This window comes from Limnochorda pilosa (assembly GCF_001544015.1).
GTDB lineage: Bacteria > Bacillota > Limnochordia > Limnochordales > Limnochordaceae > Limnochorda > Limnochorda pilosa.
On record NZ_AP014924.1, the window covers coordinates 1293270 to 1318747 of the forward strand.

Consider the following 25478-nt stretch of genomic DNA (forward strand, 5'->3'; position numbering starts at 1 on the left):
GGGATGCGGCGACTTGAGGGCCAGGTGGCCCTGGTGACGGGTGCCAGCAGGGGTATCGGAGCGGCCATCGCCAGGGCGCTGGCGGCGGAAGGGGCTCGGGTTGGGGTGAACTACCGGGCCGGCCGCGATGGGGCCGAGGCGGTGGTGGAAGGGATCCGGGGCGAGGGCGGTGAGGCCACCGCCCTGGCGGCGGACGTGGCCAGCCCCGACGACGTTCACCGCATGGTGGCCGCGGTGGACGACCGCTGGGGACGCCTGGACGTGCTGGTGGCCAACGCCGGCGTGGCGCTGGATGTCCCGTTCCGTTCCATGAACCTTCAGGCTTGGACCGGGGTGCTCGAGGTCAACCTCACGGGCGTCTTCCTCTGTGCCCGGGAGGCGGTGCCCCTCATGGAGCGGGGCGGCGGCGGCCGGATCATCACCGTCTCGGCCGGAAGCGCCTTGCGGGGTCGGGTGGGCGGCGCCAACTACTGCGCCTCCAAGGCCGGGGTGATTGCTCTCACCCGGTGCCTGGCGCTGGAGCTGGCCCCGGCCATCCGGGTCAACTGCCTGGTGCCTGGCTTCACCGCCACCGACGAGGTGCTGGACCGCTTTGGCCTGCGCGATCCCGCCCGGAGGGAGGCGCTGGAGCGGGAGGTCCCCCTGGGGCGGCTGGCAGAGCCGGAGGACATCGCCAGGGCGGCCGTCTACCTCGCGGCCGAAGCGGGGTATGTGACGGGGCAGCTCCTCTTGGTGAACGGCGGCCACTTCATGTATTGAGGCACAGTCCTGGAGGGCAACCCAAAGGGTGCCCGCAGCGCGGGACGGCGGCGCGAGCCCCGCGGCGACCCGCGGCCGGCGGGCGAAGGCCGGGCGATGGCGTGGACGAGCACTACTACACCGAGGAGCCGCAGGCCCCCCACGACCGGCGGCTGATCGAGCTGAACCTGGGCGGTGAGCGCTACCGGTTTTGGACGGACCGGGGCGTCTTCTCGCGCGCCCGGGTGGACCGGGGCACCCGTCTGGTGCTGGAAGGCATCGAGCCGCCGGCCGCGGGGGCGTTCCTGGACGTGGGCGCCGGGTACGGGGTTCTGGGTATCGTGCTGGCGCGGCGCCGGCCCGAAGCCCGGGTGGACCTGGTGGAGCTGAACCGGAGAGCGGCCGCGCTCGCCCGGGAGAACCTGGCGCTGAACGGCGTCTCCAACGCCCGGGTGCTGGAAGGCAACGGGTTCGAGCCGGTCTCGGGGCGGGTCTACGACCTGGTGGTCTCCAACCCACCCCTGCGGGCCGGCCGCGACCTGGTCCGCCGCTGGATCGACCAGGCCTTCGACCACCTCTCCCCGGGGGGGCGGCTCTACCTGGTGGCCCGCACCCACCAGGGGGCCGCCAGCCTCGAGAAGCTGGTGGCCCGCCGCTTCGGATCAGTGGTCGAGGCCGCCAAGGGCGGCGGGTTCCGGCTCTTCTACGGGGAGCGGCCTGCATCCCGCGACGGGTCATGAGCCCAGGGTCCGGCCCATAGGATTCCGGCGAGATCCGTTTGCCGGAGGTCGGGCCCGTGACCTTCTTCTCGGCCGTGCGGCTCCGCACCGTGGTGCTGGGGGCCGCCCTCGCGGTGGGAGTGCTGGCCGTCACGGGGTGGGGCGCAGGGCGGCTCCTGGGGCAGCGGGCCTTCCCGGCTGCCTCGCGCCCGCCCGGGGAGGCAGCGGGCCACACGGTGGTGGTGGACCCGGGGCACGGCGGGCCTGATCCGGGCGCGGTGGGCGGCGCGGGCACCCTGGAGAAGGACGTGGTGCTGGCGGTCGGCCTCGAGCTCGCCCGCTACCTGAGCCGGGCGGGGGTCCGGGTGGTGCTCACCCGCAACGGCGACACGCGGCTGGTGGACGAGTCGGGCAGCCTCAAGCGCCGCCAGGTGGAGGACCTGAACCTCCGGGCTCGCCGGGCGCACGAGGTCTCTGCGTCGGTCCTGGTGAGCATCCACGCCAACTCCTTTCCCAGCCCGCGCTGGAGCGGCGCCCAGACCTTCTACCAGGTGGGGGAGGAGGAGAGCCGTCGCCTGGCTGAGGCCATCCAGGCCCAGCTCGTGCGCCGGCTCCCGCCCAACCGGCGGGTGGCTCGCCCCGCCGACTACCGCGTCCTGCGCGAGAGCCGCATGCCGGCCGTGGTGGTGGAGCTGGGCTTCCTTTCCAACCCCGACGAGGAGGTCCGCCTTCGGGACCCCGCCTACCAGGGCCGGCTGGCGGAAGCCATATTCCACGGAATCATGGATTATCTTTCCGCCCTTCGTGGACGATAAAGTATGATGGGCCCATGCAGGAGCCCGCCCGCCTGGGGCGGAAGTGTAGCTGTCGGGCTCTCGGGGAGCCGGGTAGACGCTCGAGGTGACGCGAACCGATGCAGCTGGTCGTCGAAGGAGGCCATCCCCTGTCGGGCGAGGTCCTGATCTCGGGTGCGAAGAACGCCGCGCTCGCGATCCTGCCCGCCCTGGCCATGACCCAGGGGAATAGCCTGCTCACCAACATTCCCGACATTGCGGACGTACGGGTGATGCTCCGTATCCTGGAGGAGATCGGCTGCGCTGTCGAGCACGACGGCGAGCGCGTCCGCCTCGAGGTGCCCGCGCATCTGAATCCGGAGGTACCCTACAGCGAGGGGAAGCAGCTGAGGGCTTCCAGCCTGCTGCTGGGGCCGCTGGTGGCGCGCCTGGGCGAGGCCCGGGTGCCCCTGCCCGGGGGATGCAAGATCGGATCACGCCCCATCGACCTTCACCTTAAGGCGCTGGAGGCGCTGGGCGCTCAGTGCGTGGTGGAACACGGCTTCGTGGTGGCCCGGGCCCCCCTGGGGCTTCACGGGGGGCCGATCTACCTGGACTTCCCCAGCGTCGGTGCTACCGAGAACGCCATCATGGCCGCGGCGCTCGCCCAGGGCACCACCGTGATCCACAACGCCGCCCGGGAGCCGGAGATCGTCGATCTGGCCACCGCCCTCAACCGCTTCGGCGCCCGGGTGGTGGGAGCCGGCACCGACGTCATTCGCGTCAAGGGGGTGGACGGGCTCAGCGGGGGCGAGCACAGCATCATCCCCGACCGCATCGAGACGGGCACCTACCTCCTGGCGGGCCTTATGGGCGGCGGGCCCGTGGTGGTGAGCCATGTCATCCCCACCCACATCGAGCCGCTGCTGGCCAAGCTCGAGGAGGCCGGCGTGCGCCTCATGGTGGGGGGCGACCAGGTTCGGGCCTGGCTCGACGAGCGGCCGCGTGCCGTGCAGGTGAAGACGCTGCCTTACCCTGGTTTCCCCACCGACCTCCAGCCCCAGATCACCTCCTTCCTGCTGCAGGCCGAGGGGACGAGCATCGTCACCGAGCGCATCTTCGAGGACCGGTTCGGCCACGTGGACGAGCTGAAGCGCCTGGGGGCACGGATCAAGACCGAGGGACGCACCGCGGTCATCGAAGGCGTCGAACGGCTCTCGGGCGCGCCGATCACCGCCACGGACCTGCGCCAGGGCGCGAGCCTGGTGCTGGCCGGCCTGGCCGCCGAGGGCGAGACGGTCATCGACGGCCTGGAGCACCTGGACCGGGGCTATGAGCACCTGGAGGAGAAGCTGGCCGCGCTGGGGGCCCGCGTCCACCGGGTGGAAGGTATCCAGGAACCCGTCTGGGTGTGAGAGCCTTGCCTACGCCGTGCCTCCGCTGGGGGCGCGGCGTAGGAGCCGCCTGTGCTCGATCTTGGCGCACCGGTCCACGACCACGTCCAGCCCAGCCTCTAGGGCCCGACGGGCCGCGGCGTCATGGCGGATGCCGAGCTGCATCCAGACCGCCCGGGCGCCCGCCGCGATCGCGTCCTCCACGTGGGGCGGGATCGCTTCCGAAGGCCGGAAGAGGTCCACCAGGTCCACCCGCTCCGGGATGGCCTGGGCCGAAGGGAAGCACCGCCGGCCCTCCCAGACGTCCAGGGAAGGATTGACCGGGATCACGTCGTATCCTTCAGCGATCAGGTAGCGGGCCACCTGGTGGCTCGGCTTGGCCGGGTCGCGCGACACCCCCACCACCGCGATGTGGCGCACGGCCTGGAGGAGTCGGGCGATCTCCTCGTCCTGCTGCAGCAGCCGGCCCGCCGGCTCGGTCTCCGCAGGGTGCATGGGATCCATCCGGATCGTCCTCCACTCGCGAACAGCTCGCCTTTCACGGGAGGTTTCCTTCCGGAGCCCCGCAGGACCTGCTTGCATCAATATTCGTCTCCGTAGTATAATCATGCCAACGCGTCTCCAGACGTGCTTGTCTGGGCAGCTGCGCTTGCACGGGCACCCGAAGGGCGGCGGCCCTCCGGGGCGGGGCAGGAATCCTGGAACGGTGTGGGGAGGTCCGATGCTGTGGAGGTCGGGGTACTGGGTGCCAGCGGGTATGCGGGGAGCGAGCTGGTCCGGTTGCTGCTGGACCACCCGGCGGTGACGGCGGTGCGCTGCTTCTCCAGCTCCCACGCAGGCGAGCCCGTGGGCCGGAGCCTGCCGGGGCTGGCCGGGTTCGACGGCCGCTTCGAGCCCTGGCAGGAGGCCGCTCTCGAGGGCCTGGACGTGGTCTTCACCTCGCTGCCCGCCGGCGAGGCGGTCCCGATCCTGTCCGCCGCCCGGGCCGCGGGCGTGGCGGCGGTCGACGTGGGCTCCGACCTGCGCCTGGCCGCCGTCGACTACCCGACCTGGTACGGCTACGATCACCCCGAGCCGACGTTGCTCCAGGACGCGGTCTACGGCCTTCCGGAGCTCTGGGAGGAGGCGGTACGGCGGGCGCGTCTGGTGGCCAACCCGGGGTGCTACCCCACGGCGGTACTGCTGGCCCTGGCCCCCCTGGCCCGGGAGGGACTGCTTCCGGCCTCGGTTCAGGTGAGCGCCACCTCCGGGCACTCGGGAGCCGGCCGCACGCCGAGAGCGGCCAGCCACCTGCCGGCGGCGGTGGAGAACGTGCAGCCCTACGCCTTCCCGGGCCACCGGCACGTGCCCGAGATGGAGCGGTACCTGGCCCGGCTGGCGGGCCGGCCCGTCCAGGTCTCCTTCCTGCCCCAGCTCGTTCCGGCCAGCCGGGGGATCCTGGCCGCGGCCTTCATCCCCGCACCCCCCGGCTGGACCCAGGCCGGCGTGACCGACGCCTACCGCTCCTTCTACCAGGCGCGCCCCTTCGTTCGGGTGCTGGACGACGAGCTCCCCCAGACCGCGTGGGTGCGGGGGAGCAACCGCTGCGACGTGGCCGCCCGCCTCGACCCCCGCACCGGGACCATCGCCTGCCTGGCCGCCCTCGACAACCTGGTGAAGGGCGCCGCCGGCCAGGCGATCCAGAACATGAACCTGATGGTGGGGCTCGAAGAGGCCGCCGGGCTGCCCCGGTTCGCGCCCGCGGCGTAGCGAGCGTCGAGCGCCGTCACAACCTGCATCTCTGAAGCCGCCGGGATGGCGCTGCACACGTCGGAGCAGGAGCCTCGGGCGCAGCGCGTGCGATCATGGCTAGCCCCGCGAGACAAATGGCGGCCACGCCTATCGCGTTTTCTGAGGGCCTCTTCATTGTATCCAACGCTCCCCAGAGACAAGAGTTCCCAGGCTTCGGACAGGGGCTCCGCCGCTCCCACAACTCTACGAACACGACGACGAAAGAACACGAACGTTTGCGATACCATGCAAGCCCGCGATCATGAGAAACCTGGGTCGCCACCGACCTGGAGATGGGGAGGAACTCAAGTCACGGACCACTTGAGATCTCGAATCCCCACAAGCCCCAGGCCACGCCGAAACGCTTGCCGGCACCGAGTCCGACGCTTCCACCTCCACACACCATGCAACCCATGAGCTTTGTACCACCCAAGCGTGCCTCAACCTTCATCACAGCCAAGTAGCCCCCTAACCCGGCACCGGCGAACCCGTCTGATGATGTAGTCCCGTCAGAGTGTACGGAGCCCGAAGCCGCACTGAAGAACCCGCCGCCAGCCTCGAGAGGCAGGACGCTCAGTTCGGCTCCGAAGACGCGTGCGTGAATCACAGCCACACTGCCACTCACAGCAGTTGGTGATGCATCAGCCTCAACGTTAGCAAGAGATGAGGTGGACCCCATTGTCTTGACAGATTGACGCTGGCAAAGCGTGTACAGAGTTCGTTATCCCGGAGGAGTACACCTCTGCTAGTGTCCGGTAGCCCAACGCCTGGTGCAGCCGCCGGTGGTTGTAGAACTCCAGGTACTGGCCGATAGAACGGCGGGCTTCACGCGGTGAGCTGTACTCCTTCAGGTAGACCTCCTCGTACTTCAACGTGCGCCACAACCGCTCCGTGAACACGTTGTCGATAGCGCGGCCTCTGCCGTCCATGCTGATCTGCACGCCAGCGGCTTCGACGAGCTGGATGTAGGCCGGGCTGGTGAACTGGCTGCCCTGGTCGCTGTTGAGGATCTCAGGCCGAGCCTGTGCAAGGCCAGCCTCGACGGCCGCCGACACGAAGCCCACCTCCAGGGAACGTGCTACAGGCGAGGCTATCTGGCCAAGTGAAGCCCTCCACGTCGCGCGCTGAGTGACCACCCCCTTCATTGCTCTTTCGGTTTTGAAATGGATCGATGGATCGCTCGTAGGGGCTGTGGACTTGTGGTCAGCGCGTCACGGCAAGCAGCCCATCTCAGGTAACACTCCCATAAGCGCTGTCCACAGGTCCACAGCCCAGGCGCGTTTCCTAGAACGAAGGGAACGCGCCGCTGCTGGAAGAAGACCCCAGATAGCTGAGAGCGGGACCGCCGGCGGGAAGGAAAGGGTGAGAAGAAGGAGGGGCACCCCCCAGTGCGGTCGCCACGCCAGGGTGCCCCACCCGCCGTTGCGAGTCCCCTCCCCGGAGGGGAGGGAGCCCAGAACTGATCGTCACTGTTTTCTCCGGCACCGACGTGGAATCCTACCTCCGCCTCTTCGAAGAGGGCAAAAACCCGATCGTGCGCACGTGTCCCGTCTGCCAGGGCGAGCTGCAGAAGCACGGGCACTACGATCGCCACGCCACCGAGGAAGCTGGGCCGTGGCAGGCTCTGCCCATCCAGCGGATGATCTGCCGGGTGTGCCGCGTCACCGTCTCGCTGCTGCCCAGCTTCCTCAGGCCGTACCAGAGCCTTGCCTCGGCCCTGAGGGAGTTCCTGTTGCAAGGGCGCCTCCGGGGAGAGCGTGCGGCGCCTGGCCGAGACGGCAGGCCGCTCCGTGAGGACGATCCGGCGGCTCTTCAGCCGCTGGAGCGGCCAGGCGCCGCAGGTGGTGGAGCGGCTGCAGGCGCTGATCCTCGAGATCCGGCGGGACTTCCCCTTCGGTTGGGGGAACGGGCCGCCGGGTGAGGCCGAGGAAGGCCCCTTGCAGTCGCTTTGGGAGCACGCCACGAGTTGGAGGGTGATCTGGGCGCAGCGAAACGAGAGGACGATCCCCGTCTTCGAGGCCGTCAACCTGAGCCTCCAGGGCGCTCCCGCCTGGCTTTGAAAGGTGCCTGAGAAGCACCGACACTCCCGACGTGCCCTCCTCCATCTCCCCTACACGCACCGTTCCAGAACCGAACCTGCGTTGCCCACAGACTCTGTCCTCTCTCGGCCGTTCCGGTGCTTTCGAGAACGAGGATAGGAGGTGATGGGCATGAGCCATGCCCTCAAGGGAAGAGAGGTCCACAAGCCGCGCCCAGAGGCCACCCGGGACCGGAGCGAAGGGGAGGCCCTCTTCCGCTACCGGATGATCGCCCCGCTGATCGATCCGCTCGCCACCGAGCAGGAGAAGACCCGCTGGCGGCGAGAGGTGACCGGACGCGAGCACATGCTCCCCGACGGCTCCCGGAGGAAGGTGAGCGGGCGGAGCCTCCTGCGCTGGGTGCAGGCGTACCGGATCGGTGGCTTCGACGGACTCAAGCGGCTGCCCCGCCAGGACCAGGGGGTCTCCCGGGTCCTCTCGTCCGAGGTGAAGGAGTTCCTGCGCTCCCTGAAGGAGGAGGAGCCCCAACGGAGCATCCCCCAGATCATCCGGCTGCTCGAGACGGCGGGGAAGGTGGAGCCGGGAAGTCTCTCGCCGAAGACCGTCTGGCGCTACCTGGCCTCCCTGGGCTTGAGCCAGCAACACCGGCCCCCATCCCAGGAGCAGTACCGCCGCTTCGAGGCCGCCCGTTCCGGGGACCTCTGGCAGGGCGACGCCTCCCACGGGCTGCTCCTGCCGGACCCGGAGGATCCCCAGCGCGTCCGACGCACCTACCTCCTCGCCTTCCTCGACGACCGCGCCCAGAGGGCACCCGGCTTTATCCCCCACGCCGAGTTCTTCTGGGCCGAAGATCTCTATGCCCTGGAGCTCTGCTTCCAGCGGGCGATCCTGCGAGGCGGGCTCCCCCACAGGGTCTACGTCGATCGCGCCCAGAGGGCACCCGATGATCTATCAGGCCGAGGTCTTCACCCGGGCCTGCGCCGAGCTGGGGATCCGCCACCTCTCGGCCAAGACCGGCCGTCCCGAAGGGAAGGGGAAGATTGAGCGCTGGTTTGCCACCTTCCAAAACGAATTCCTCCCCGAGCTCTCCCTCCACCCGGTCCAGACGCTCGAAGCCCTCAACGAGCGGCTATGGGCGTGGATCGAGGAGGCCTACCACGTCCGGACCCACTCGGAGACGGGCGAGCCCCCGGCCGAGCGCTTCCTGCGGGATCTCGAGCGGCGGACGGTCCCTCCTGAGCGCCTCCAGCGGGTCTTCCTCTGGCGGGAGGATCGGCAAGTGGACAAGACGGGCGTTATTCAGTTCGCCGGCAACCGCTACCAGGCCCCGGCCGGGACCGAGCACGCCCAGAGGGCACCCGAGGTGGAGCTCCGCTATCACCCGCTGCGCCTTGAAGAACTGGAAGTCTGGCGGGAGGGCCGCTTCGCGGGGAAGGCGAGGCCTCTGGACCTCTACCGCTCCCGGCTGGACCGGGTGGCCCGGGCCCACGAGCCTGCAGCCCCCAAGCGCACGGGGCTGCCGTACCTCGAGCTCCTCCTCCACCGCCACGAGGAGCGGAAGCGCCAGGCCCTCTCGCCCCTGCAGCTGCACCGCCCCGAACCCGGGAAGGAGGGCGAGCCTCGTGTATGAGGCCTTCTTCGGGCTCTCCCGAGCCCCCTTCACCCGGGAGATCGCCCCTTCGGACCTCTTCACCTCCCGCCAGCACAAGGAGCTCCTCGAAAGGCTCCGGTACGCGGCGGAGCGAAGGCTCGTGATGCTCCTCACCGGCGAGGTGGGCTCGGGCAAGTCCACCGCCCTGCGGGCGCTCCGAGAGCACCTGGACAGCGCCCGCTACGAGGTGCTCTATCTCGCCGACGTCGCCTTCTCCCCCAGGAGCTTCTTCCACCGGCTCCTGGAGGAGCTTCACGTCGAGGCCCCCTACCAGCTCACCCGGGCCAAGCGGCTCGCTTACCGCACCCTCCTGGAACGTCACCAAACCCAGCACCGGACCCCGGTGCTGGTGGTGGACGAGGCCCAGCACCTTCCCCGGGCCGTTCTGGAGGAGGTCCGGGGGCTCCTGAACTACGACTGCGACGCCTTCGCTCCCTTCGCTCTGATCCTCTCGGGCACCCGGCCCCTGGCGGAACTCCTCCAGCTTGCGAGCCTCGAACCGCTCTCCCAGAGGATCGACCTCCGCTTCCACCTCCAGGGCCTCACCCTCGAGGAGACCCAGCAGTACGTGCGCCACCTGCTGAACCTCGCCGGCGTCGGGCAGGAGATCTTCTCCCGGGAGGCCCTCACCCGGCTCCACCTGGCCTCCGAGGGGATCCCGAGAAAGATCAACCGCCTGGCCACCCTCACCCTCATGGCGGCCGCCGCACAGGAGCGCCGCGTCATCGACGACGGCTTCCTCGACCAGGTGGCCTCGGCGGAGCTCAGCTGGACGGCCTGAACGAACGGAAAGGAGGCTCATTCGTGCGCTTCACGGTGAAAGGGACGACCTACGTGGACAGCGAGCACCGATCCGGCAGGAAGGGAGGCCTGAAGGGCCGGATCCGACTGGTGACAGGCAATCAGGAGCTGGTGCTCAACCTCTCTTCCCTCAGAGCCGCCGAGCGGCTCATCGACCACCTCTGGAGCGCCGCCTACGGCCCCGAGGAGGACCCGGCCACGCTATCCGACGAAGCCCTCAGCCAGCAGTCCCTGCCGTTTTGAATCACAGCCCTGGCGGCTCACCCTGCCAGGGCACCGTTTCCAAACTCGAACCTGCGGCCACGGAGCATGAGATGGGGGTGGACAAAGAGCGTGACTCGCGACAGAACTCTTTCCTCACGCCCGGTTCGTCCTGGACTACTACCACCTGTCCGAACACGTATATCGAGCGGCGGAGGAGATCTTCGGAAAGGAGAACCCTGAAGGCAAAGCCTGGGCGAAACAGGTGAGCGAAGCGCTCCTGCGCAAGGGCAAGATCGACGAGGCGTTGCAGGCCATTCGAGATCTGCCGGCTCGCGGCCGGGCGGCCCGGGAGGAGCGGCGGAAGCTGTTGGCCTACGTGGAGAACCACCGCGACAAGATGATCTACCCTGAGCTTGAAGCCCAAGGCCTGCCGATAGGGAGCGGCGCGGTGGAGAGCGGGTGCAAGCGGGTGGTTGGGAAGCGTCACAAGCAGGCGGGGATGCGCTGGAGCCGACCTGGGGTGGGCGCCATGCTCAGCTTAGCCGCCTTCCGCTACAGCAGGCGGTGGGACGCCTTCTGGACGGCAAAGCGGGCTGCCTGACCCCCTACGTTTCTGGCGTACACCCCTTTTACAATCAGCGCTGCACCGCCGAGAACGGGATCAAGGAGCTGAAGGAGGGACTCGGCATCGACTCCATCGGCAAGGAGACCTTCTGGCCCAATGCGGCGGACCTGCTGATCAAGGGGATCGCCTACAACCTCCTGCTCCGGCTCAAGGCGCTGGCCCCGGCGCCCTATCGCCACTACACCGCGACCCGCCTGCAACGGACCCTGCTGCGGGTGCCGGTCCTGGTGGTGCGCCATGCCCGGCGGCTGATCCTCCGGCTTCCAGCGCTGTGGCCGCACCGAGCTGCATGGCAGGCCATCCGGCTTGCACTGAGCACGTAGCGTACCCGGAACGCCGTGGGCAAGGAGCGGAGGCCACCAGTAGGGGCGGGTGGCCCAGGCAGCTGCGCCCTTCTGGCGCCTCCCGAGCCGTTGCTCACGCCGTTTCGCCCACCTCTGTGCGTCGTCCACGCCTCTCATCACGGCGATTCCGGGCTCACATTTCCAACGTGTCCTACCAATTGTCGTCAACCGTGTTCCATTCCTTGCGATCCTCTGTTCGGTTCGCGTCCGTCGAAGGGACGCATGCGAAATCCGGGCTGAAGCCACCGTGACGGCGTCCCAACCTCCAGCTCCGTCCATCCAGGCCATACCAGCGGCATGCTGACGCTAGTCGTCGGCCTCGTCCTCATCCACGCGGACCATCCCCCATGAGAAGACGGAGACGGTTATGGAGACACCGGTTTCGGAAAGGAACGCCATGACGTCTGGGGGTATCTGAAACGTACCCTGCGCATAGTCGGTGACATAGCTACACCACACGGTTACTGACCAGTCCTGCGCCATACGTTTCAGAACTGCCTGTCTCGGCCTTAGGTCGGAGACAAGCGCGCGAAGGTGTGTTTCCATCGGACGGTCGGTAGGGACCGGAACGGTATACCTCCATACATTGGTCACGGCCCTTACCCCACCCGGACCGACGGTTCCTTCTTTCGTGAAGCGGGTAGGAGCTAAGGACAGTTGACTTGTCACCCAGTCACCGTCAAGTCCGCTGCCAGCGACACGGAGTGCCGCTCTCTGCAAGATGCCTTCATCATGATGCCTCGGGGTGGTCACTAGTATCCCTCCAGAAACTGACGGGCCAGTGCTTCTAGCTGCTTCCAAGTCAGGTCGCGGCCGCCCGTTATGTCGTCTTTCATCTCTTCGATGAAATCACCGAATGCTCGACGCTGCTCTGGCGTCATCTTGAACTTACGAGCGACCTGCTCAACCTGACGGATGTCGCCTTTCTTCGCGAACATCTGTAGATTGATGCGTGATGAAGATGCCCCCGTTCCAGACAGCCTCGATTGAATCCAGGAGTACACTCGCACTGCCACACCCGCGGCTGCGCCGGAAGAGGCGACTTGGATGCCGGTCGCTGCGCCGATAACAAACAGCGTGGGAGTCAGCCAATCCGCCCTTACCGAGTCATTGCTGAGGTCGTACCCCTGGGGGTAGCTCTCGGTCCGCGGTAGTAGTATCTCCTGGCCTGGGTAGATAAGGTCGGGATCCCGAAGGGCGAACGGTTGCATGCGCACTATTTCCGTATATAGAGACGCATCACCGTAGACTTTTCGTGCAATGCCAGAAAGGGTGTCTCCAGGTTCGACGGTACCCCACTGCCCCGAGGGATCGACCTTGAAGAGGCCCAGCGGATCGACGAGGGCCGTTGGCCTGTTGTCAACGTACACGTACCAGTTCAACCCATCCCTCACCAGGTCCTGGCTGGCCCACCGCCCCACCTCCGGGTCGTACCAGCGCGCCCCGAAGTAGTAGAGCCCCGTCTTCGGGTCGTACTCCTTCCCCGTGAAGGCGTAGCGGTTGTACGGGCCCATCACCCCCGCCCAGACCTGCCCGAAGACCTCGTAGGAGTACTGCACCACCACCTCGCCCTTGCGGTCCGTGAGCGCCTGCACGCTCCCCAGAGCATCCGTGTGGTAGAAGAGCAGTCCTCCCCGGGTCCTGAGGAACTCCTCGTTCCCCGGCGCCTTCCGCCCGTGAAAGCCGAACATCTTCCTGGCGAGGAGCTGCCCGTTCGCGCGGTAGTACTCCGCCAGGGGCGGAAGACCCTCCCCCGGGGTCCCCGCGTACTCCATCAGCACGTCGAGGCCGTCGTAGAGGTAGTGGGTGATCTCGGTCTTCTGCTTCTGTGCGTTCTGCCAGTAGCTCTCCTCCCGGTAGACCCGCCTCCCGAAGGCGTCGTAGGCATAGCGCACCCAGGTGCCGTCGGGGAAGTCGACCCGGGTCAGCTGATTCCTCGAGTCGTAGGTGTAGCGGATCGTTTTCTCCTGGTCCGCCCGCTCGACCACGTTGCCGTTGGCGTCGTACCGGTAGGTGACCACACCCGCACGGAGCAGGCGGTTGAGGGTGCCGTAGGTGTAGGGGAGGATCCCCGCATCGGTCTGCAGCGTGAGCCGGTTGCCCACCCGGTCGTAGGTGTAGCTCGCCCGTGCGAAGGGATCCGGCCAGGAGACGGCGCCTCCCGGGTCGTCCGGCCTGCCGCCCCCGGGCTTCCCTCCCTGGCCCGGAGGTTCGCTGGGAGGCTGCCTGCCCTCCGAGGTCCCAGGCGCCTGCGGGATGGCCTCCACCACCTCACCTTCCGGCAGGGAGGGCACGCGGGTAGGTGGAACCGGGAGGGTCGGAGCGAGCGGGTATGAGGTCGCGCCTTGCGACAGGCCCTTCCCCGGAGGGAACGTCCCGTCCTGCCAGGCCCGGATCGCCTCGATCGCCTCCAGGGGGTACTCCACCCGCACCAGGCGGTCCAAGAGGTCGTAGGCGTAGCGGGAGACGGCCCCGCCTCCCTCCCCCCGCTCCAGGGGGTTGCCCACCGCGTCGTAGCGGTACGTGTAGCGGAGGATCTCCTCGAAGGGGCTCCCGGTCACGAGGCTCGCGAGCCTGCCCGCGACGTCGTAGCCGTACCGCGTCTCCACCTGGTTCGGATGCCGCACCCGCTCCAACCTCGCCAGGGCGTCGTAGGAGAACTCGAACCGCTGCCCTTCGGAACCCGTGAACTGCTCGAGCCGCCCCAGGGGGTTGTACGCGTACCTGAAGACCCGTCCCTCCGGGTCGGTGAGGCTGGTGCGGAGCCCCCTCGCGTCGTAGGTGGTCCTGAGGGTCTTGTTGAGGGTGAGGTTCTGCACCTCGATGAGCCGCCCCATCGCGTCGTAGGCATACCGCTCGCTGAGGGCCGGGTTCGAGGCTAGAGTCATGCGGCCGGCCGCGTCGTAGGCGAAGCGCACCGTCTCGTCCGGGTAGACGATCTCGGTGAGCAACCCTCGGGCATCGTAGGCGAAGCGGGTGGTGCGCCCGGCCAGATCGGTCCGGGTGGCGACGTTGCCGAGAGGGTCGTAGGTGTAGCGGATCCGCCCCTGAGGCGACTCCTCCTCCACGAGCTGCCCCGCCGCGTCGTAGGTCCAGCGGAAGAGGTTGCCGCCTGGGTCCACGCGACGGATCAGCCGGCCAAGAGGATCGTACTCGTACTCCATCACCCCGCCGGAGGGGTCCTCGACGCGGACCGGCCGGCCCGACGGGTCGTAGGCCAGCTCCGTGCTCCTTCCCAGCGCATCGGTGAGCTCCCTGAGCCTGCCGAGCTCGTCGTACGCGTAGCGGGTCTTCTCCCCGGCCGGGTTGGTCGCCCGGGTCAGCCGGCCGGCCGCGTCGTACGCGTAGCGGAAGGTCCGATTCAGAGGGTCGGTCGCCGCCAGGAGCTTGCCCCCGGCGTCGTACTGGAAGCGTTGAACCTGTCCAAGGGGATCCGTGTATTGCACGACCCGCCCGAAGGGATCGTAGGACCAGGTGTAGACCGCCCCGGAGGGGTCCACGTACGAGAGGACGTGCCCATCGGCATCGTACGTGTAGCGGTGCTCGGCCCCTGTCGGCTCCTGTACCCGGAGCACGCGCCCCAGGCCGTCGTACTCGAGGCGGGTGGTCTTCCCGAGAGGATCGGTCATGGTGAGGAGGTGGCCCAGACCGTCGTAGGTGAAGCGAGTGACCGCCCCTGAAGGATCCGTGATGGACGTGACGTTCCCGTGCGCGTCGTAGGCAAACTCCGTCGTCTGTCCCTTGGAATTCGTGACGCCGCGAAGGAGGCCGCGGGTGTCGTAGGAGTACGTCGTGGTCCGGTTCAGCGGATCGGAGAGGCCGACCAGATTGCCCCGCCCGTCGTAGGTCATGCGGGTGCGGTTTCCAAGGGGGTCGACGATCTCGGTGAGCCTGTTGAAGCCGGGCTCGTACTGAAACCGGTACACCTCGCCCGACCGGCCGGTGAGCTCCACCACGTTCTTCTTCCCGTCGTACCTTGCCCGCGTCACCGCCCCGGTGGGATCGACCGTTCGAATGCGGTTGAAGCCTTCGTCGTACTCGTACTGGGTTACCTTGCCCAGGGGGTCCCGCTTCGAGGTCAGGTGGCCCTCGGCATCGAAGACATAGACCGTCGTTCCGCCTCTCGGGTCGGTGTACTCGGTGCGGTAGCCGCTGCCGCGCTGGTAGGTGAAGCGGTTGTAGAGAGAGCCATCCGGCGCGACGACCTCGACCACCCGGCCCTCGGCGTCGTACCGGTAGCTCATGCTGAAGCCGCGCGGGCCCGTGTAGCGGGTGAGGCGACCCTCCTCATCGTACTGGAAACGCCAGCGGCTCCCGATCGGGTTGATCACCTCCTTCAGGCGCCCTCTTTCATCGTAATCGTACTGCAGCCGCCTGCCGGCCGGGTCCCTGAGCTCCACCAGGAGAGACCCCTCGTAGGTGAGGTGGTACTTCCGGCCCGCTGTATCGACGATCTCCGTGAGCCGCCCCTGGCCGTCGTAGTGAAAGGCCAGGCGATTGCCGTTGGAATCGGTGATGTCCATCAGCCTGCCCGCCGTCGGCGACTGGTTGCTTCCCCGCCAGCGGGCCCAGTAACCGGCGTACCGGTACGCGATGCCGTCCTTCGTCCGCTCCGTGTACGTCCCGTCGGGGTTGCGGGCGAGGGTGTTGGAGTTGAGGACCGACGACTCGAAGTACCCGCGGTCCAGCCTGATCTCGATCAACGGGTCGCCGTCGAAGGAGCTCACCGGCACCTCGGGGTCCGGCACGAATCGGTAGTGCAGGCGGCGTCCCTGGCCGTCCCGGACGTCCATGGAGTAGTTCCAGTTCATCGTCAGCGTTCGATGGTACGTGTGGGTCCACTTCGCGCCGAGAGGCCCATCGACCGGTGAATTGGACGCGTACGTCCGCGCGAACGAGAAGGGGAGACCGGCCCCCGGAACGGTGAGGTCCGTTTGGGTCAGGATGTACTCCCCCGTCAGGGGGTTGACCGGATCGCCTGACAGGTCGTGGTTTCCTTGCTCACCCGACTCTTCCACGAGCTCTCCGGCCTCGTTACCAGGCTCTTGAGGTACGCTGCCGTCATCCTTGGTGCCGGTTCCGGCACGCCGCTCTGTGTTGTCTGTAAAGTCGTCGTTGTCGTCATCAACATCCTGCGAATCGGGGATACCGTCGCCGTCCGCATCCGGCGGCGGGGGCTCACCATCATCGTCGTCACCATCGTCCCCACCATCGTCGCCATCATCGTCGGCCTCGTCCCCATCATCGCCCTCATTACCGTCGCCGTCGTCCCCGGGATCCTCCCCGGTACCAGGATCCTCTTGATCCCCGGTATCGCCTTGGCCGCTGTCGTCTGATCCACCCTCACCCGGATCAAACGAAACCGGGGGATCCGCATGTACGGGTGAAACCTGCGCAACGCCAACCACGACAACCAGAACAATAACGAGCAAGATGATCGCAGTATGAATCAGCGTGCGGCCTCGGCAGGTGATAGTCATCGAGTAGGACCTCCTCCCTAGACGTGCCGCGCTTTCGACCACCCACAGGAATGAAAGCGAAAGATGAGCCAGCCTACTGGATCAGGTAAGGCGTCACAATGATGAACAACTCGGTCTCCTTGGCCTCGCTCCGGAAGTTGGTGAAGAGGGCCCCGAGGTACGGGATGTCGCCCAGGAGGGGGATCTTATCCCGGTGCTCGATCTCCCGTCGTTCCAAGAGGCCGCCGATGACGATGGTCTCGCCCGAGCGGACCCGGATGGTCGTCTCCGCCTCCCGGCTGCTGGTGGTCGGGTAGCCTTCGGAGGTCGTTCCCGTGATGGACGTCACGTCGGTCTTGATCTCGGTGGTGATCTCCCCATCCCCGTTGTGACGCGGGGTGATCGAGAGGGTGATGCCGGCCACGATGTCCTGCTTCACCCGGAAGGCCTGGTCTCCACTTGTCTGGGTGACGAAGACGGGGAAGCGCTCCTCGGTCCGCACAAGGGCGGGGATGCCGTCCACCGTGGCCACCCGGGGGTTGGCCAGGACCTGGGCCTTGCCCTCACCCTTGAGGAGATCCAGGGTGGCCATGATCTCCACGGGCGTACGAACGAAGGGCTGGAGCGGCAAAGGAATCGTCCCGTAGTACTGGCTCTCCTCCCGGAAACGGACGGAGAGCGACGCGCTCACGTTCAACCCCAGGTGCGAGGCGGCATCGGCATGAATCTCGACGATCTGCGCGTCGATGAGGATCTGATCGCCCGGCCGGTCCAGCTCCTCCGCCAGGCGGCGGATGTCCTCGAAGCGGTCCATGGAACTGTCGAGAATGAGGCGGTTCAGCCGCTCATCCACCTGAATGACGGTGTCGCCGTACGGGACGAGCCGGCGCAGGGTGGAGGCGAGGTCCCCAGCGTCTGCGTAACGAAGGGAGAGAGTCTGAAAACCTCCCTCCGGGAGAGAAGCTTCGGTGGGCTTCACCGTGGCCTCCGGCGTCAGGGCGATCTGGATCCGCCGGCCGTCGGGCGCTACGAACCCCTGCTGGTGGGCGGGGCCGGCCAGACGAAGGCGAATGTGCGTAGTTGCCCCTGGCAACCCCTTTGCGGGAACCACGGTCACCGAAGCCTCTTCCACGTAGCGGCTCTCGCCGGTGGCCACCAGCGGCTCCTCGGCTGGGCGGGTACGTGGGAGGGAGAGGGTGAGCTCGTTCCGTTCCGGTCCCGAGATGACCTGGTAGAAGAAGAGGCGCTGCCCAAAGATCTCAACCCAACGATCCCGGTACGTGACGCGTTCCACAACGCCCTCGCGGGCGACGGCCTCCCATGGGAAGTCCGGAGCAGCGCCTGCGGTGACGGGAGGTACGAAGAGGATCAGGAAGAATGCTGTGGCCGCGAGGAGCAGACGTCGGAGACGGTCATGCCCGCGACGGTGTATTCTCGCCACGATGGATCCATGACCGCAAAGGTGTCCAGCGGCGATACTGCCCAACTTGGGGTGGATTCTGCGGCCGTCCCATTCCCCAGAGGGACGGACCGGGTGACCCCGATCCCGTCGAGGACCCATGGCTTCAGCTCCATGAGTCCGATCCCCAATCCAGATACCCCCGTACCCATGGTTTCGTCACACATGTGAGACGGCTTGAGGGCGCGGTTTCTGAGTCGGGCGGGGTAGGGGACCTGGCCAGGCTGGAGCCTCCCGACGGGTACTCCAACCGCCGCACCGTCCGGAAGATCTGCTTGCATCAATATGCGGATCTGGAGTATAATCATGCCAACGTGCCTCCGAGATCCGGTCCCGCGGGTTGCCGAGGGTCCCACCCGGGGTCCATGGCCGGGGAGAGGCCTTCCCCGGCGACCTCACGGGCCCGGCGGAGCCTGGAGGGCGAGAGCCGGGCCCGTGCCGAGCGAGCGGAGGCCAGGGAGGGCCGTAGCGAGCGCTCGCCGGGGAAGGCCTCTCCCCGGCATCCCGAAAGCGAGGAGGAACCGTCTTGGCCGTCTTGCTCGAGAGCCCATCGGAGCCCCGCCCCGTCCCCGGAGGGCTCGACGCCGTCCGGGGCATCCAGGCCGCCGGGGTTCACTGCGGCATCAAGGGCCGGAACCCGGACCTGGCCGTGGTGGTGACCCATCCGCCGGCAGTGGCCGCGGGAACCTTCACCACGAACCGGGTGCAGGCAGCACCCGTGGTGGTCTCGCGGGAGCACCTGGCCCGGGGTGGCCTGGTGCGGGCCATCGTGGTCAACTCAGGCATCGCCAACGCCTGCACCGGCGAGCAGGGCCTGGCCGACGCCCGTCGCATGGCGGCCGTGCTGGCCGAGAGGCTGGGGGCGGCGCCCCAGGAGGTTCTGGTGGCCTCCACGGGCGTGATCGGCCAGAGCCTTCCCATGGAGAAGGTGGAGGCGGGGATCCAGGCGGCCGTGGAGCAAGTGCGGGCCGGGGGCGGGGCCGACGCGGCCCGGGCCATCTGCACCACCGACACCCGCATCAAGCAGGCAGCGGTGAAGGTCTCCTTGCGGGGCGGCACCGTCCGGGTGGGCGGCATGGCCAAGGGCTCGGGCATGATCCACCCCAACATGGCCACCATGCTGGCCTTCGTGGCCACTGACGCCGCGGTGGAGCGGGAGTGGCTCGAGGAGCGGTGGCGCCGGTCGGTGGCGGCCAGCTACAACCGGATCACCGTGGACGGCGACACCTCCACCAACGACATGGCCCTGGTGCTGGCCAACGGTGCCTCCGGCGTGCGGCCCGACGGCCCCGGGGAGGAGGCCCTGCTGGGCGAGGCGCTGGACCAGGTGAACCTGGAGCTGGCCCGGATGATCGCCGCCGACGGAGAAGGGGCCAGCCACCTGATGGTGGTGCGGGTCACGGGCGCGGCCAGCCCCGAGGAGGCGGACCGCTGCGCCCGCACCATCGCCGCCTCGCCGCTGGTGAAGACGGCGGTGGCCGGGCGCGACCCGAACTGGGGCAGGATCCTGGCGGCCGCGGGGCGAAGCGGCGTTACCCTGGACCCGTCCCGCCTGGACCTCTGGATCGGCGGGGTACAGGTGGCCGCGGGGGGCGCCGGGCGGAAGGGCGCCGAAGAGGCCGCCCGGGCGCGCATGGAGCCCTTCGAGGTCGAGATCCGGCTGGACCTGGGCTCAGGCCCCCACGAGGGGCTGGCCTTCGGCTGCGATCTGACCGAGGGCTACGTGCGGATCAACGCGGAGTACCGCAGCTAGCTGCGGGCGGTTTCCGCCAGAGGAGGTGGGGCGGTGGGCACGCCGTCCAACACGTCGGCCAACGGCGAGGCGCAGGGCCCGGCCGCCAAGACCATGAGCGGGGGCCCCCTGGGGCAGAGCGAGCTGGAACGGAGGGCAGGGGTCCTCATCGAGGCCCTGCCTTACATCCGCTCCTTCGCGGGGAAGAGCTTCGTCATCAAGTACGGCGGCAGCGCCATGAGCGATCCGGCGCTCCAGCAGGCGGTGATCACGGACCTGGTGCTCCTCAAGTACGTGGGGCTCCACCCGGTCGTCGTCCACGGAGGGGGCGGGCGGCTGAGCCAGTGGATGCGCCGCCTGGGCATGGAGCCCCGGTTCGTGGAGGGCCTGCGGGTCACCGACGCGGAGACCATGCAGCTCGCGCAGATGGTGCTGGTGGGAAGCGTCAACCAGGAGATCGTCGCCCTCATCAACCGCATGGGCGGCCGGGCCGTGGGGCTCTCGGGCACCGACGGCAACCTGATCGTGGCCCGCAAGCGCCAGACGCCCGGCAAGGAGGCGGTCGACCTGGGCTTCGTGGGCGAGGTGGAGAAGGTCAACGCCGGCCTCATCCACCTCCTGGAGCGGGACGGGTACATCCCGGTCATCTCCTCCATCGGGGTGGGGCTCTCGGGAGAGCCCTACAACATCAACGCCGACACGGTGGCAGGGGAGGTGGCCGCCGCGCTCAAGGCCGACAAGCTCATCCTCCTCACCGACGTGCGGGGGGTGATGGAGGATCCCGCGGACCCCGGCACCCTCATCAGCACCCTGGACGTGGAGCAGGCCCGCCACCTGGTGACGGGCCACGCGGTGAAGGAAGGGATGATCCCCAAGCTCGAGGCGTGCGTCAAGGCGCTGGAGGCGGGGGTCCCCCGCGCGCACATCATCGACGGGCGCCGGGAGCACGCGCTGCTCCTGGAGCTCTTCACCGACCGCGGCATCGGCACCATGGTGGTCGGGTAGGCCGGGTCCCGAGAAGGCAGGGTCCCTTCCCGCCGGCCGGGGGAGGGCGCGCAGAAGGACGCGAGGAGGCGCGAGGGATGGCTTCGGAAGCTCCGGATCGTCACCTGATGCCCACGTACCGGCGGCACCTCACCCTGGTGCGCGGCCAGGGAAGCTACGTGGAGGACGCGTCGGGCCGCCGCTACCTGGACTGGGTGGCCGGCATCGCGGTCAACGCGCTGGGGCACCGGCATCCCCGGGTGCTGGAGGCGCTGGGGCGTGCCGCGGAGAGGTTCCTCCACGTGTCGAACCTCTACCTCACCGAGCCCCAGCAGGAGCTGGCGGGGCGGCTCAGCCGGCTGACGGGGCTCGACCGGGTCTTCTTCGCGAACTCGGGCGCGGAGGCCAACGAGGCGGCCATCAAGCTCGCACGGCGGTACTTCGCGCAGCAGGGGAAGAGCGGCCGGGTGGAGATCCTCGCCGTGAGCCACGCCTTCCACGGCCGCACCCTGGCCACCCTGGCCGCCACCGACAAGCCCGCCTACCAGCAGGGTTTCGGGCCGCTGCCCCGGGGCTTCCACCGCATCCCCCGCTCCGACGAGCCGGGCGCGCTCCTGGCGCTCCGGCGGGGAATCGGGCCCCAGACGGCCGCCGTGATGCTGGAGGTGGTGCAGGGCGAGGCGGGCGTCCACCCCCTGGACCCGGAGTACCTGCGGGAGGTGCGCCGGCTCTGCGACCGCTGGGGCGCGCTCTTGATCGTGGACGAGGTCCAGTCTGGCATGGGGCGCACGGGCCCCTTCGCCGCCTACCAGCGGGTGGGCATTCAGCCCGACATCTGCACCCTGGCCAAGGCGCTGGGCGGCGGGTTGCCCCTGGGGGCCACCTGTGCCCGGGAGGCGGTGGCCCAAGCCTTCCAGCCCGGAAGCCACGCCTCCACCTTCGGGGGGAACCCGGTGGCCTGCGAGCTGGCCCTGGCGGTGCTGGACCTGCTGGAGAGCGAGGGGTACCTGGGCGAGGACGGGATCGTGGCCCGGCTGGGGGCCGCCTTCGGGCGGCGGCTTCAGGAGCTGAAGGCGGCCGGCCTCCCCATCACCGCCATCCGCCAGGTGGGGCTCATGATCGGCGCCGACGTGGCCGTGCCGGCCGAGGCGGTCGTCCGGGCCGCGGAAGGCGAGGGGCTCCTGGTGAACGCCACGGGCCCCCACACCCTGCGGCTCCTGCCTCCCTACACTACCACCCAGCAGGAGCTGGAGGAGGGCTTCGCCAAGCTCGAGGCCGCCCTGCGGGCGGTGGCGGCGGAGCCGCCTGCCAGGGACGGTGCCCCGCCGGGAGCCGGGCCCGCCGCCGGCCCCACGGAAGGTTCGACGCCGCTGAAGGAGCGGACGCCTCGTGCCTAAGGACCCGAGCGTGCGCCGGGTGCTGGTGATCGGCTCGGGCCCCATCGTCATCGGGCAGGCGGCCGAGTTCGACTACGCCGGTACCCAGGCCTGCCGGAGCCTCCGGGAGGAAGGGGTGGAGGTGGTGCTGGTCAACTCCAACCCGGCCACCATCATGACCGACCCGGACATGGCCGACCGGATCTACTTCCAGCCGCTCACCCTCCCCTACCTGGAGCGCATCATCGCCCGGGAGCGGCCCGACGGCCTGCTGCCCACCCTGGGGGGCCAGACCGGTCTCAACCTGGCGGTGGAGCTGGCCCGGGCCGGGGTACTGGATCGGTACGGCGTGCGCCTGCTGGGGACGCCCTTGGCCACCATCGAGAAGGCCGAGGACCGCCAGCTCTTCAAGAACGCCATGGAGGCCATCGGAGAGCCGGTGATCGAGAGCCGAACGGTGGGCTCGGTGGCCGAGGGCCTCGCCTTCGCGGCGGAGGCGGGCTACCCGGTCATCATCCGCCCGGCCTTCACCTTGGGCGGCACGGGCGGGGGCATGGTCCGGGACGAGCGAGCCGCCCGGGAGGTCCTGGCCCGAGGGCTGAAGCGCTCGCCCATCGGCCAGGTGCTGGTGGAGCGGAGCGTGGCCGGCTGGAAGGAGATCGAGTACGAGGTGATGCGGGACAAGGCCGACACCTGCATCGCCGTCTGCAACATGGAGAACCTGGACCCCATCGGCGTCCACACGGGCGACTCGGCCGTCATCGCGCCCAGCCAGACCCTTTCGGACCGGGAGTACCAGATGCTCCGGTCCGCCTCCCTGCGGATCATCCGGGCCCTGGGGGTGGAGGGTGGCTGCAACATCCAGTTCGCGCTCTCGCCCACCTCGCTCGACTACTACGTCATCGAGGTGAATCCCCGGGTGAGCCGCTCGAGCGCCCTGGCCTCCAAGGCCACCGGCTACCCCATCGCCCGGGTGGCCGCCAAGATCGCGGTGGGGCTCACCCTTCCCGAGATCGCGAACGCGGTGACGGGCAAGACCACCGCCTGCTTCGAGCCGGCGTTGGACTACGTGGTGATGAAGCTGCCCCGCTGGCCCTTCGATACCTTCGGCGCGGCGGACCGCTCCCTGGGCACCCAGATGAAGGCGACGGGCGAGGTGATGGCCATCGGCCGCACCTACGAGGAGGCCCTGATGAAGGCGATCCGCTCCCTGGACCAGGGGCCCGACGGACTCCTGGCGCCGGGGCTCGAGCGGCTCCCCGAGGCGGCCCTGGCCCGGCGGCTGGAGCAGCCCGACGACCAGCGCCTCTTCCTCCTGGCCGAAGCCCTGCGGCGCGGGTGGAGCGTGGAGCGGGTCTCGGAGCTGTCGAAGGTGGACCGCTTCTTCCTGGACGGGATGGCGCGGATCGTGGACGCGTACGGCCAGGCGGCGCGGCTTGCGCCCTCGGCCCGGGGGGCGGAGGGCGCGCCACCCGTGGCGGCCGGGGAGCTGCAGCGGCTGAAGGCCTTAGGGCTAGCCGACTCGGAGCTGGCCCGGCTCTGGGACGTGCCCGAGAGCTCGGTGCGGGAGCTCCGCCGGCGCCTCGGGGTGCGGCCCGTCTACAAGATCGTCGACACGTGCGCGGCCGAGTTCGAGGCGAGCACCCCCTACTATTACTCCACCTACGATCAGGAGGACGAGAGCCGCCCGGGCGACCGCCCCGCGGTGCTGGTGCTGGGATCCGGTCCCATCCGCATCGGGCAGGGCATCGAGTTCGACTACGCGTGCGTCCACTCGGCGTGGGCCCTGCAGGAGGCCGGCTACCGGGCGGTGATGGTCAACAGCAACCCGGAGACGGTGAGCACCGACTTTGACACCTCCGACGCCCTCTATTTCGAGCCCCTCACCCTGGAGGACGTACTCCGCGTGGTGGAGGTCGAGCGACCCGCCGGGGTGGTGGCCCAGTTCGGGGGACAGACGGCCATCAACCTGGCGGCTCCCCTCCACGAGGCCGGGGTGCCCATCCTGGGCACGAGCCCCGAGGCCATCGACGTCTGCGAGGACCGGGAGCGGTTCGCGGACCTCTGCCGGCGCCTGGGCATCCCCCAGCCCGAAGGGGTCACCGCCACCTCGGTGCAGGAGGCGATGGGGTACGCCCTGAAGCTGGGCTTCCCCCTGCTGGTACGCCCCTCCTACGTCCTGGGCGGCCGGGCCATGGAGATCGTCACCCACGAGCAGGAGCTCTTCGAGTACCTCCAGTCGGCGGTGGAGGTCTCCCACCGCCACCCGGTGCTGGTGGACCGCTACCTCCCGGGCCGGGAGGTGGAGGTGGACCTGATCGCCGATGGGGAGCAGGTGCTCATCCCCGGGATCATGGAGCACGTGGAGCGGGCCGGCGTGCACTCGGGCGACTCCAGCGCCTTCTTTCCGCCCCGAAGCCTGAGCCCCGAGCAGCAGCAGGAGCTGGCCGGCATCGCCCGGCGCCTGGCGCTGGCGGTGGGCGTGCGGGGCATCTTCAACATCCAGTTCGTCCTCTACCAGGACCGTTTCTACTGCCTGGAGGCCAACCCCCGGGCCAGCCGGACGGTGCCCTTCCTCAGCAAGGTCACCGGCGTGCCCATGGTGCGGCTGGCCACCCAGGTGATGCTCGGAAAGAGCCTGGCGGAGCTGGGGTACGCCGGCGGTCTCCTGCCGGCCCCCCGCACCGCGGGCGGGCCGGGCGGCTACACCGCGGTGAAAAGCCCCGTCTTCTCCTTCGAGAAGATGCAGGCGGTGGAGACCTCCCTGGGACCCGAGATGAAGTCCACCGGCGAGGTGATGGGCCTCGACCGGGATCCGGAGCGGGCCCTGGCCAAGGCGCTGGCCGCGTGCGGCATGGGGCTTCCGGCGCCCCTGCCCCAGGGCGGCCGGGGGCGGGCGCTCCTCTCCATCGCCGACCGCGACAAGCCCGAGATCGTCCCCTTGGCCCGGCGCCTGGCTGAGCTTGGGTTCGAGCTCTGCGCCACGCCCGGGACGGCCGCGGTGCTGCGCGAGGCGGGGCTGGAGGTGGACGTGGTGCCCCGCACCGGTGAGGGCCACCTGGACCCGCTCGAGCGGGTGCGCGCAGGCGAGGTGCGGCTGGTGGTGAACACGCCCACCCAGGCTCGCCAGCCTCTCCGCTGGGGCTTCCAACTGCGGCGGCTGGCGGTGGAGTTCGGGGTGCCCTGCTTCACCTCCCTGGACACCCTTGCCGCCGCCCTACGGGCCGCAGGCAACGGGGGCCCGGTGGAAGTGGAGCCGCTGGACTTCTACGTGGAGGCGGCTCAGGCGGCACGGAGGCGGGGTGGGGCCCGCCGTGGCCGGGCGGTCACGGAGCCCCCGGGCACCCGAGCAGCAAGCCGGTGGATCCCCCTGGTGCGGCCCGCGGCCGGCCAGGCGCTGGACGGTTGAT

General features: G+C 69.0%; 20 protein-coding genes and 3 pseudogenes. 18 read left to right on the plus strand and 5 right to left on the minus strand.

The genetic code is table 11. The features are described 5' to 3' along the window. The first annotated feature begins 3 nt into the window (after nt 1-3). From LIP_RS05655 to murA, 4 genes are all read left to right on the plus strand, one after another. Nucleotides 4-759 carry an SDR family NAD(P)-dependent oxidoreductase gene (locus LIP_RS05655; protein WP_068135461.1) on the plus strand — a complete coding sequence of 252 codons (756 nt, stop codon included), beginning with the start codon at nt 4-6 and terminating at the stop codon, nt 757-759. Nucleotides 760-860: 101 nt separating this feature from the next. Beyond that, complete coding sequence (locus LIP_RS05660; RefSeq protein WP_068135464.1) at nt 861-1478, plus strand: class I SAM-dependent methyltransferase; 618 nt, start codon at nt 861-863, stop codon at nt 1476-1478. Between the two features lie 56 nt (nt 1479-1534). Further along, entirely contained in the window at nt 1535-2272 is a 738-nt protein-coding gene (locus LIP_RS05665) for an N-acetylmuramoyl-L-alanine amidase (RefSeq protein WP_068135467.1), read from the plus strand. Between the two features lie 98 nt (nt 2273-2370). Further along, complete coding sequence (gene murA, locus LIP_RS05670) at nt 2371-3645, plus strand: UDP-N-acetylglucosamine 1-carboxyvinyltransferase (RefSeq protein ID WP_068135471.1); 1275 nt, start codon at nt 2371-2373, stop codon at nt 3643-3645. 9 nt (nt 3646-3654) lie between these two features. Here murA and LIP_RS05675 read toward each other — a convergent pair whose 3' ends face one another. Then, entirely contained in the window at nt 3655-4128 is a 474-nt protein-coding gene (locus LIP_RS05675; protein WP_198409745.1) for a CoA-binding protein, read from the minus strand. Nucleotides 4129-4350: 222 nt separating this feature from the next. On the opposite strand from LIP_RS05675, the gene argC reads away from it, so the two are divergent. Further along, nucleotides 4351-5373, plus strand: a complete 1023-nt coding sequence (gene argC, locus LIP_RS05680; RefSeq protein ID WP_068135474.1) for an N-acetyl-gamma-glutamyl-phosphate reductase — start codon at nt 4351-4353, stop codon at nt 5371-5373. Nucleotides 5374-6128: 755 nt separating this feature from the next. On the opposite strand, the pseudogene LIP_RS05685 reads toward argC, so the two are convergent. Continuing rightward, nucleotides 6129-6464, minus strand: a pseudogene (locus LIP_RS05685) (transposase); the annotation flags it as partial. A 464-nt stretch (nt 6465-6928) separates the two neighbouring features. On the opposite strand from LIP_RS05685, the pseudogene LIP_RS20445 reads away from it, so the two are divergent. From LIP_RS20445 to LIP_RS05720, 8 genes and pseudogenes are all read left to right on the plus strand, one after another. After that, nucleotides 6929-7108: pseudogene (locus tag LIP_RS20445) on the plus strand (DUF6431 domain-containing protein); the annotation flags it as partial. 76 nt (nt 7109-7184) lie between these two features. Further along, complete coding sequence (locus tag LIP_RS05690; RefSeq protein ID WP_144440351.1) at nt 7185-7454, plus strand: hypothetical protein; 270 nt, start codon at nt 7185-7187, stop codon at nt 7452-7454. A 150-nt stretch (nt 7455-7604) separates the two neighbouring features. Next, nucleotides 7605-8477, plus strand: a complete 873-nt coding sequence (locus tag LIP_RS18430; RefSeq protein ID WP_068135479.1) for a helix-turn-helix domain-containing protein — start codon at nt 7605-7607, stop codon at nt 8475-8477. Then, nucleotides 8377-9063 (plus strand): Mu transposase C-terminal domain-containing protein, encoded by a 687-nt coding sequence (locus LIP_RS05700; protein WP_068135483.1) that lies wholly within the window; start codon nt 8377-8379, stop codon nt 9061-9063. Before LIP_RS18430 ends, LIP_RS05700 begins: the two co-directional genes overlap by 101 nt. Further along, the gene (locus tag LIP_RS05705; RefSeq protein WP_068135486.1) at nt 9056-9865 is read left to right on the plus strand and encodes an ExeA family protein; all 810 of its coding nucleotides are present in this window, start codon (nt 9056-9058) and stop codon (nt 9863-9865) included. The genes LIP_RS05700 and LIP_RS05705 overlap by 8 nt, the downstream gene beginning before the upstream one ends. Nucleotides 9866-9888: 23 nt before the next feature. Beyond that, nucleotides 9889-10128 carry a hypothetical protein gene (locus LIP_RS05710; RefSeq protein ID WP_068135489.1) on the plus strand — a complete coding sequence of 80 codons (240 nt, stop codon included), beginning with the start codon at nt 9889-9891 and terminating at the stop codon, nt 10126-10128. 115 nt (nt 10129-10243) lie between these two features. Beyond that, nucleotides 10244-10690, plus strand: a pseudogene (locus tag LIP_RS18435) (hypothetical protein); the annotation flags it as partial. Beyond that, nucleotides 10654-11037, plus strand: coding sequence for a transposase (locus tag LIP_RS05720; protein ID WP_068135495.1), 384 nt, complete (start codon nt 10654-10656; stop codon nt 11035-11037). The pseudogene LIP_RS18435 and the gene LIP_RS05720, both read left to right, overlap by 37 nt. Nucleotides 11038-11364: 327 nt before the next feature. On the opposite strand, the gene LIP_RS20450 is transcribed toward LIP_RS05720, so the two are convergent. After that, nucleotides 11365-11811, minus strand: a complete 447-nt coding sequence (locus LIP_RS20450; protein WP_158509567.1) for a DUF4279 domain-containing protein — start codon at nt 11809-11811, stop codon at nt 11365-11367. Then, a complete protein-coding gene (locus LIP_RS05730; protein ID WP_068135501.1) occupies nt 11811-16076 on the minus strand; it encodes a DUF6531 domain-containing protein in 4266 nt (1421 codons plus the stop codon). Before LIP_RS05730 ends, LIP_RS20450 begins: the two co-directional genes overlap by 1 nt. Here LIP_RS05730 and LIP_RS18440 point away from each other — a divergent pair. Beyond that, nucleotides 16056-16394, plus strand: coding sequence for a hypothetical protein (locus tag LIP_RS18440; RefSeq protein ID WP_144440353.1), 339 nt, complete (start codon nt 16056-16058; stop codon nt 16392-16394). The genes LIP_RS05730 and LIP_RS18440 overlap by 21 nt on opposite strands. 217 nt (nt 16395-16611) lie before the next feature. Here the strand turns inward: LIP_RS18440 and LIP_RS05740 are convergent, their stop codons facing one another. Further along, the gene (locus tag LIP_RS05740; RefSeq protein WP_068135507.1) at nt 16612-17811 is read right to left on the minus strand and encodes a type II secretion system protein GspD; all 1200 of its coding nucleotides are present in this window, start codon (nt 17809-17811) and stop codon (nt 16612-16614) included. Between the two features lie 691 nt (nt 17812-18502). On the opposite strand from LIP_RS05740, the gene argJ reads away from it, so the two are divergent. From argJ to carB, 4 genes are all read left to right on the plus strand, one after another. Further along, nucleotides 18503-19729 (plus strand): bifunctional glutamate N-acetyltransferase/amino-acid acetyltransferase ArgJ, encoded by a 1227-nt coding sequence (argJ, locus tag LIP_RS05745; RefSeq protein WP_198409746.1) that lies wholly within the window; start codon nt 18503-18505, stop codon nt 19727-19729. A gap of 93 nt (nt 19730-19822) precedes the next feature. Further along, nucleotides 19823-20713, plus strand: coding sequence for an acetylglutamate kinase (gene argB / locus LIP_RS05750; RefSeq protein ID WP_068141613.1), 891 nt, complete (start codon nt 19823-19825; stop codon nt 20711-20713). Between the two features lie 77 nt (nt 20714-20790). Next, on the plus strand, nt 20791-22089 hold the full coding sequence (locus tag LIP_RS05755; RefSeq protein WP_082725924.1) for an aspartate aminotransferase family protein: 1299 nt from the start codon (nt 20791-20793) through the stop codon (nt 22087-22089). Continuing rightward, nucleotides 22082-25477: a carbamoyl-phosphate synthase large subunit gene (gene carB, locus LIP_RS05760; protein ID WP_082725925.1), complete on the plus strand. Its 3396-nt coding sequence runs from the start codon at nt 22082-22084 to the stop codon at nt 25475-25477. Before LIP_RS05755 ends, carB begins: the two co-directional genes overlap by 8 nt. The last annotated feature ends 1 nt before the right edge of the window (nt 25478 follow it).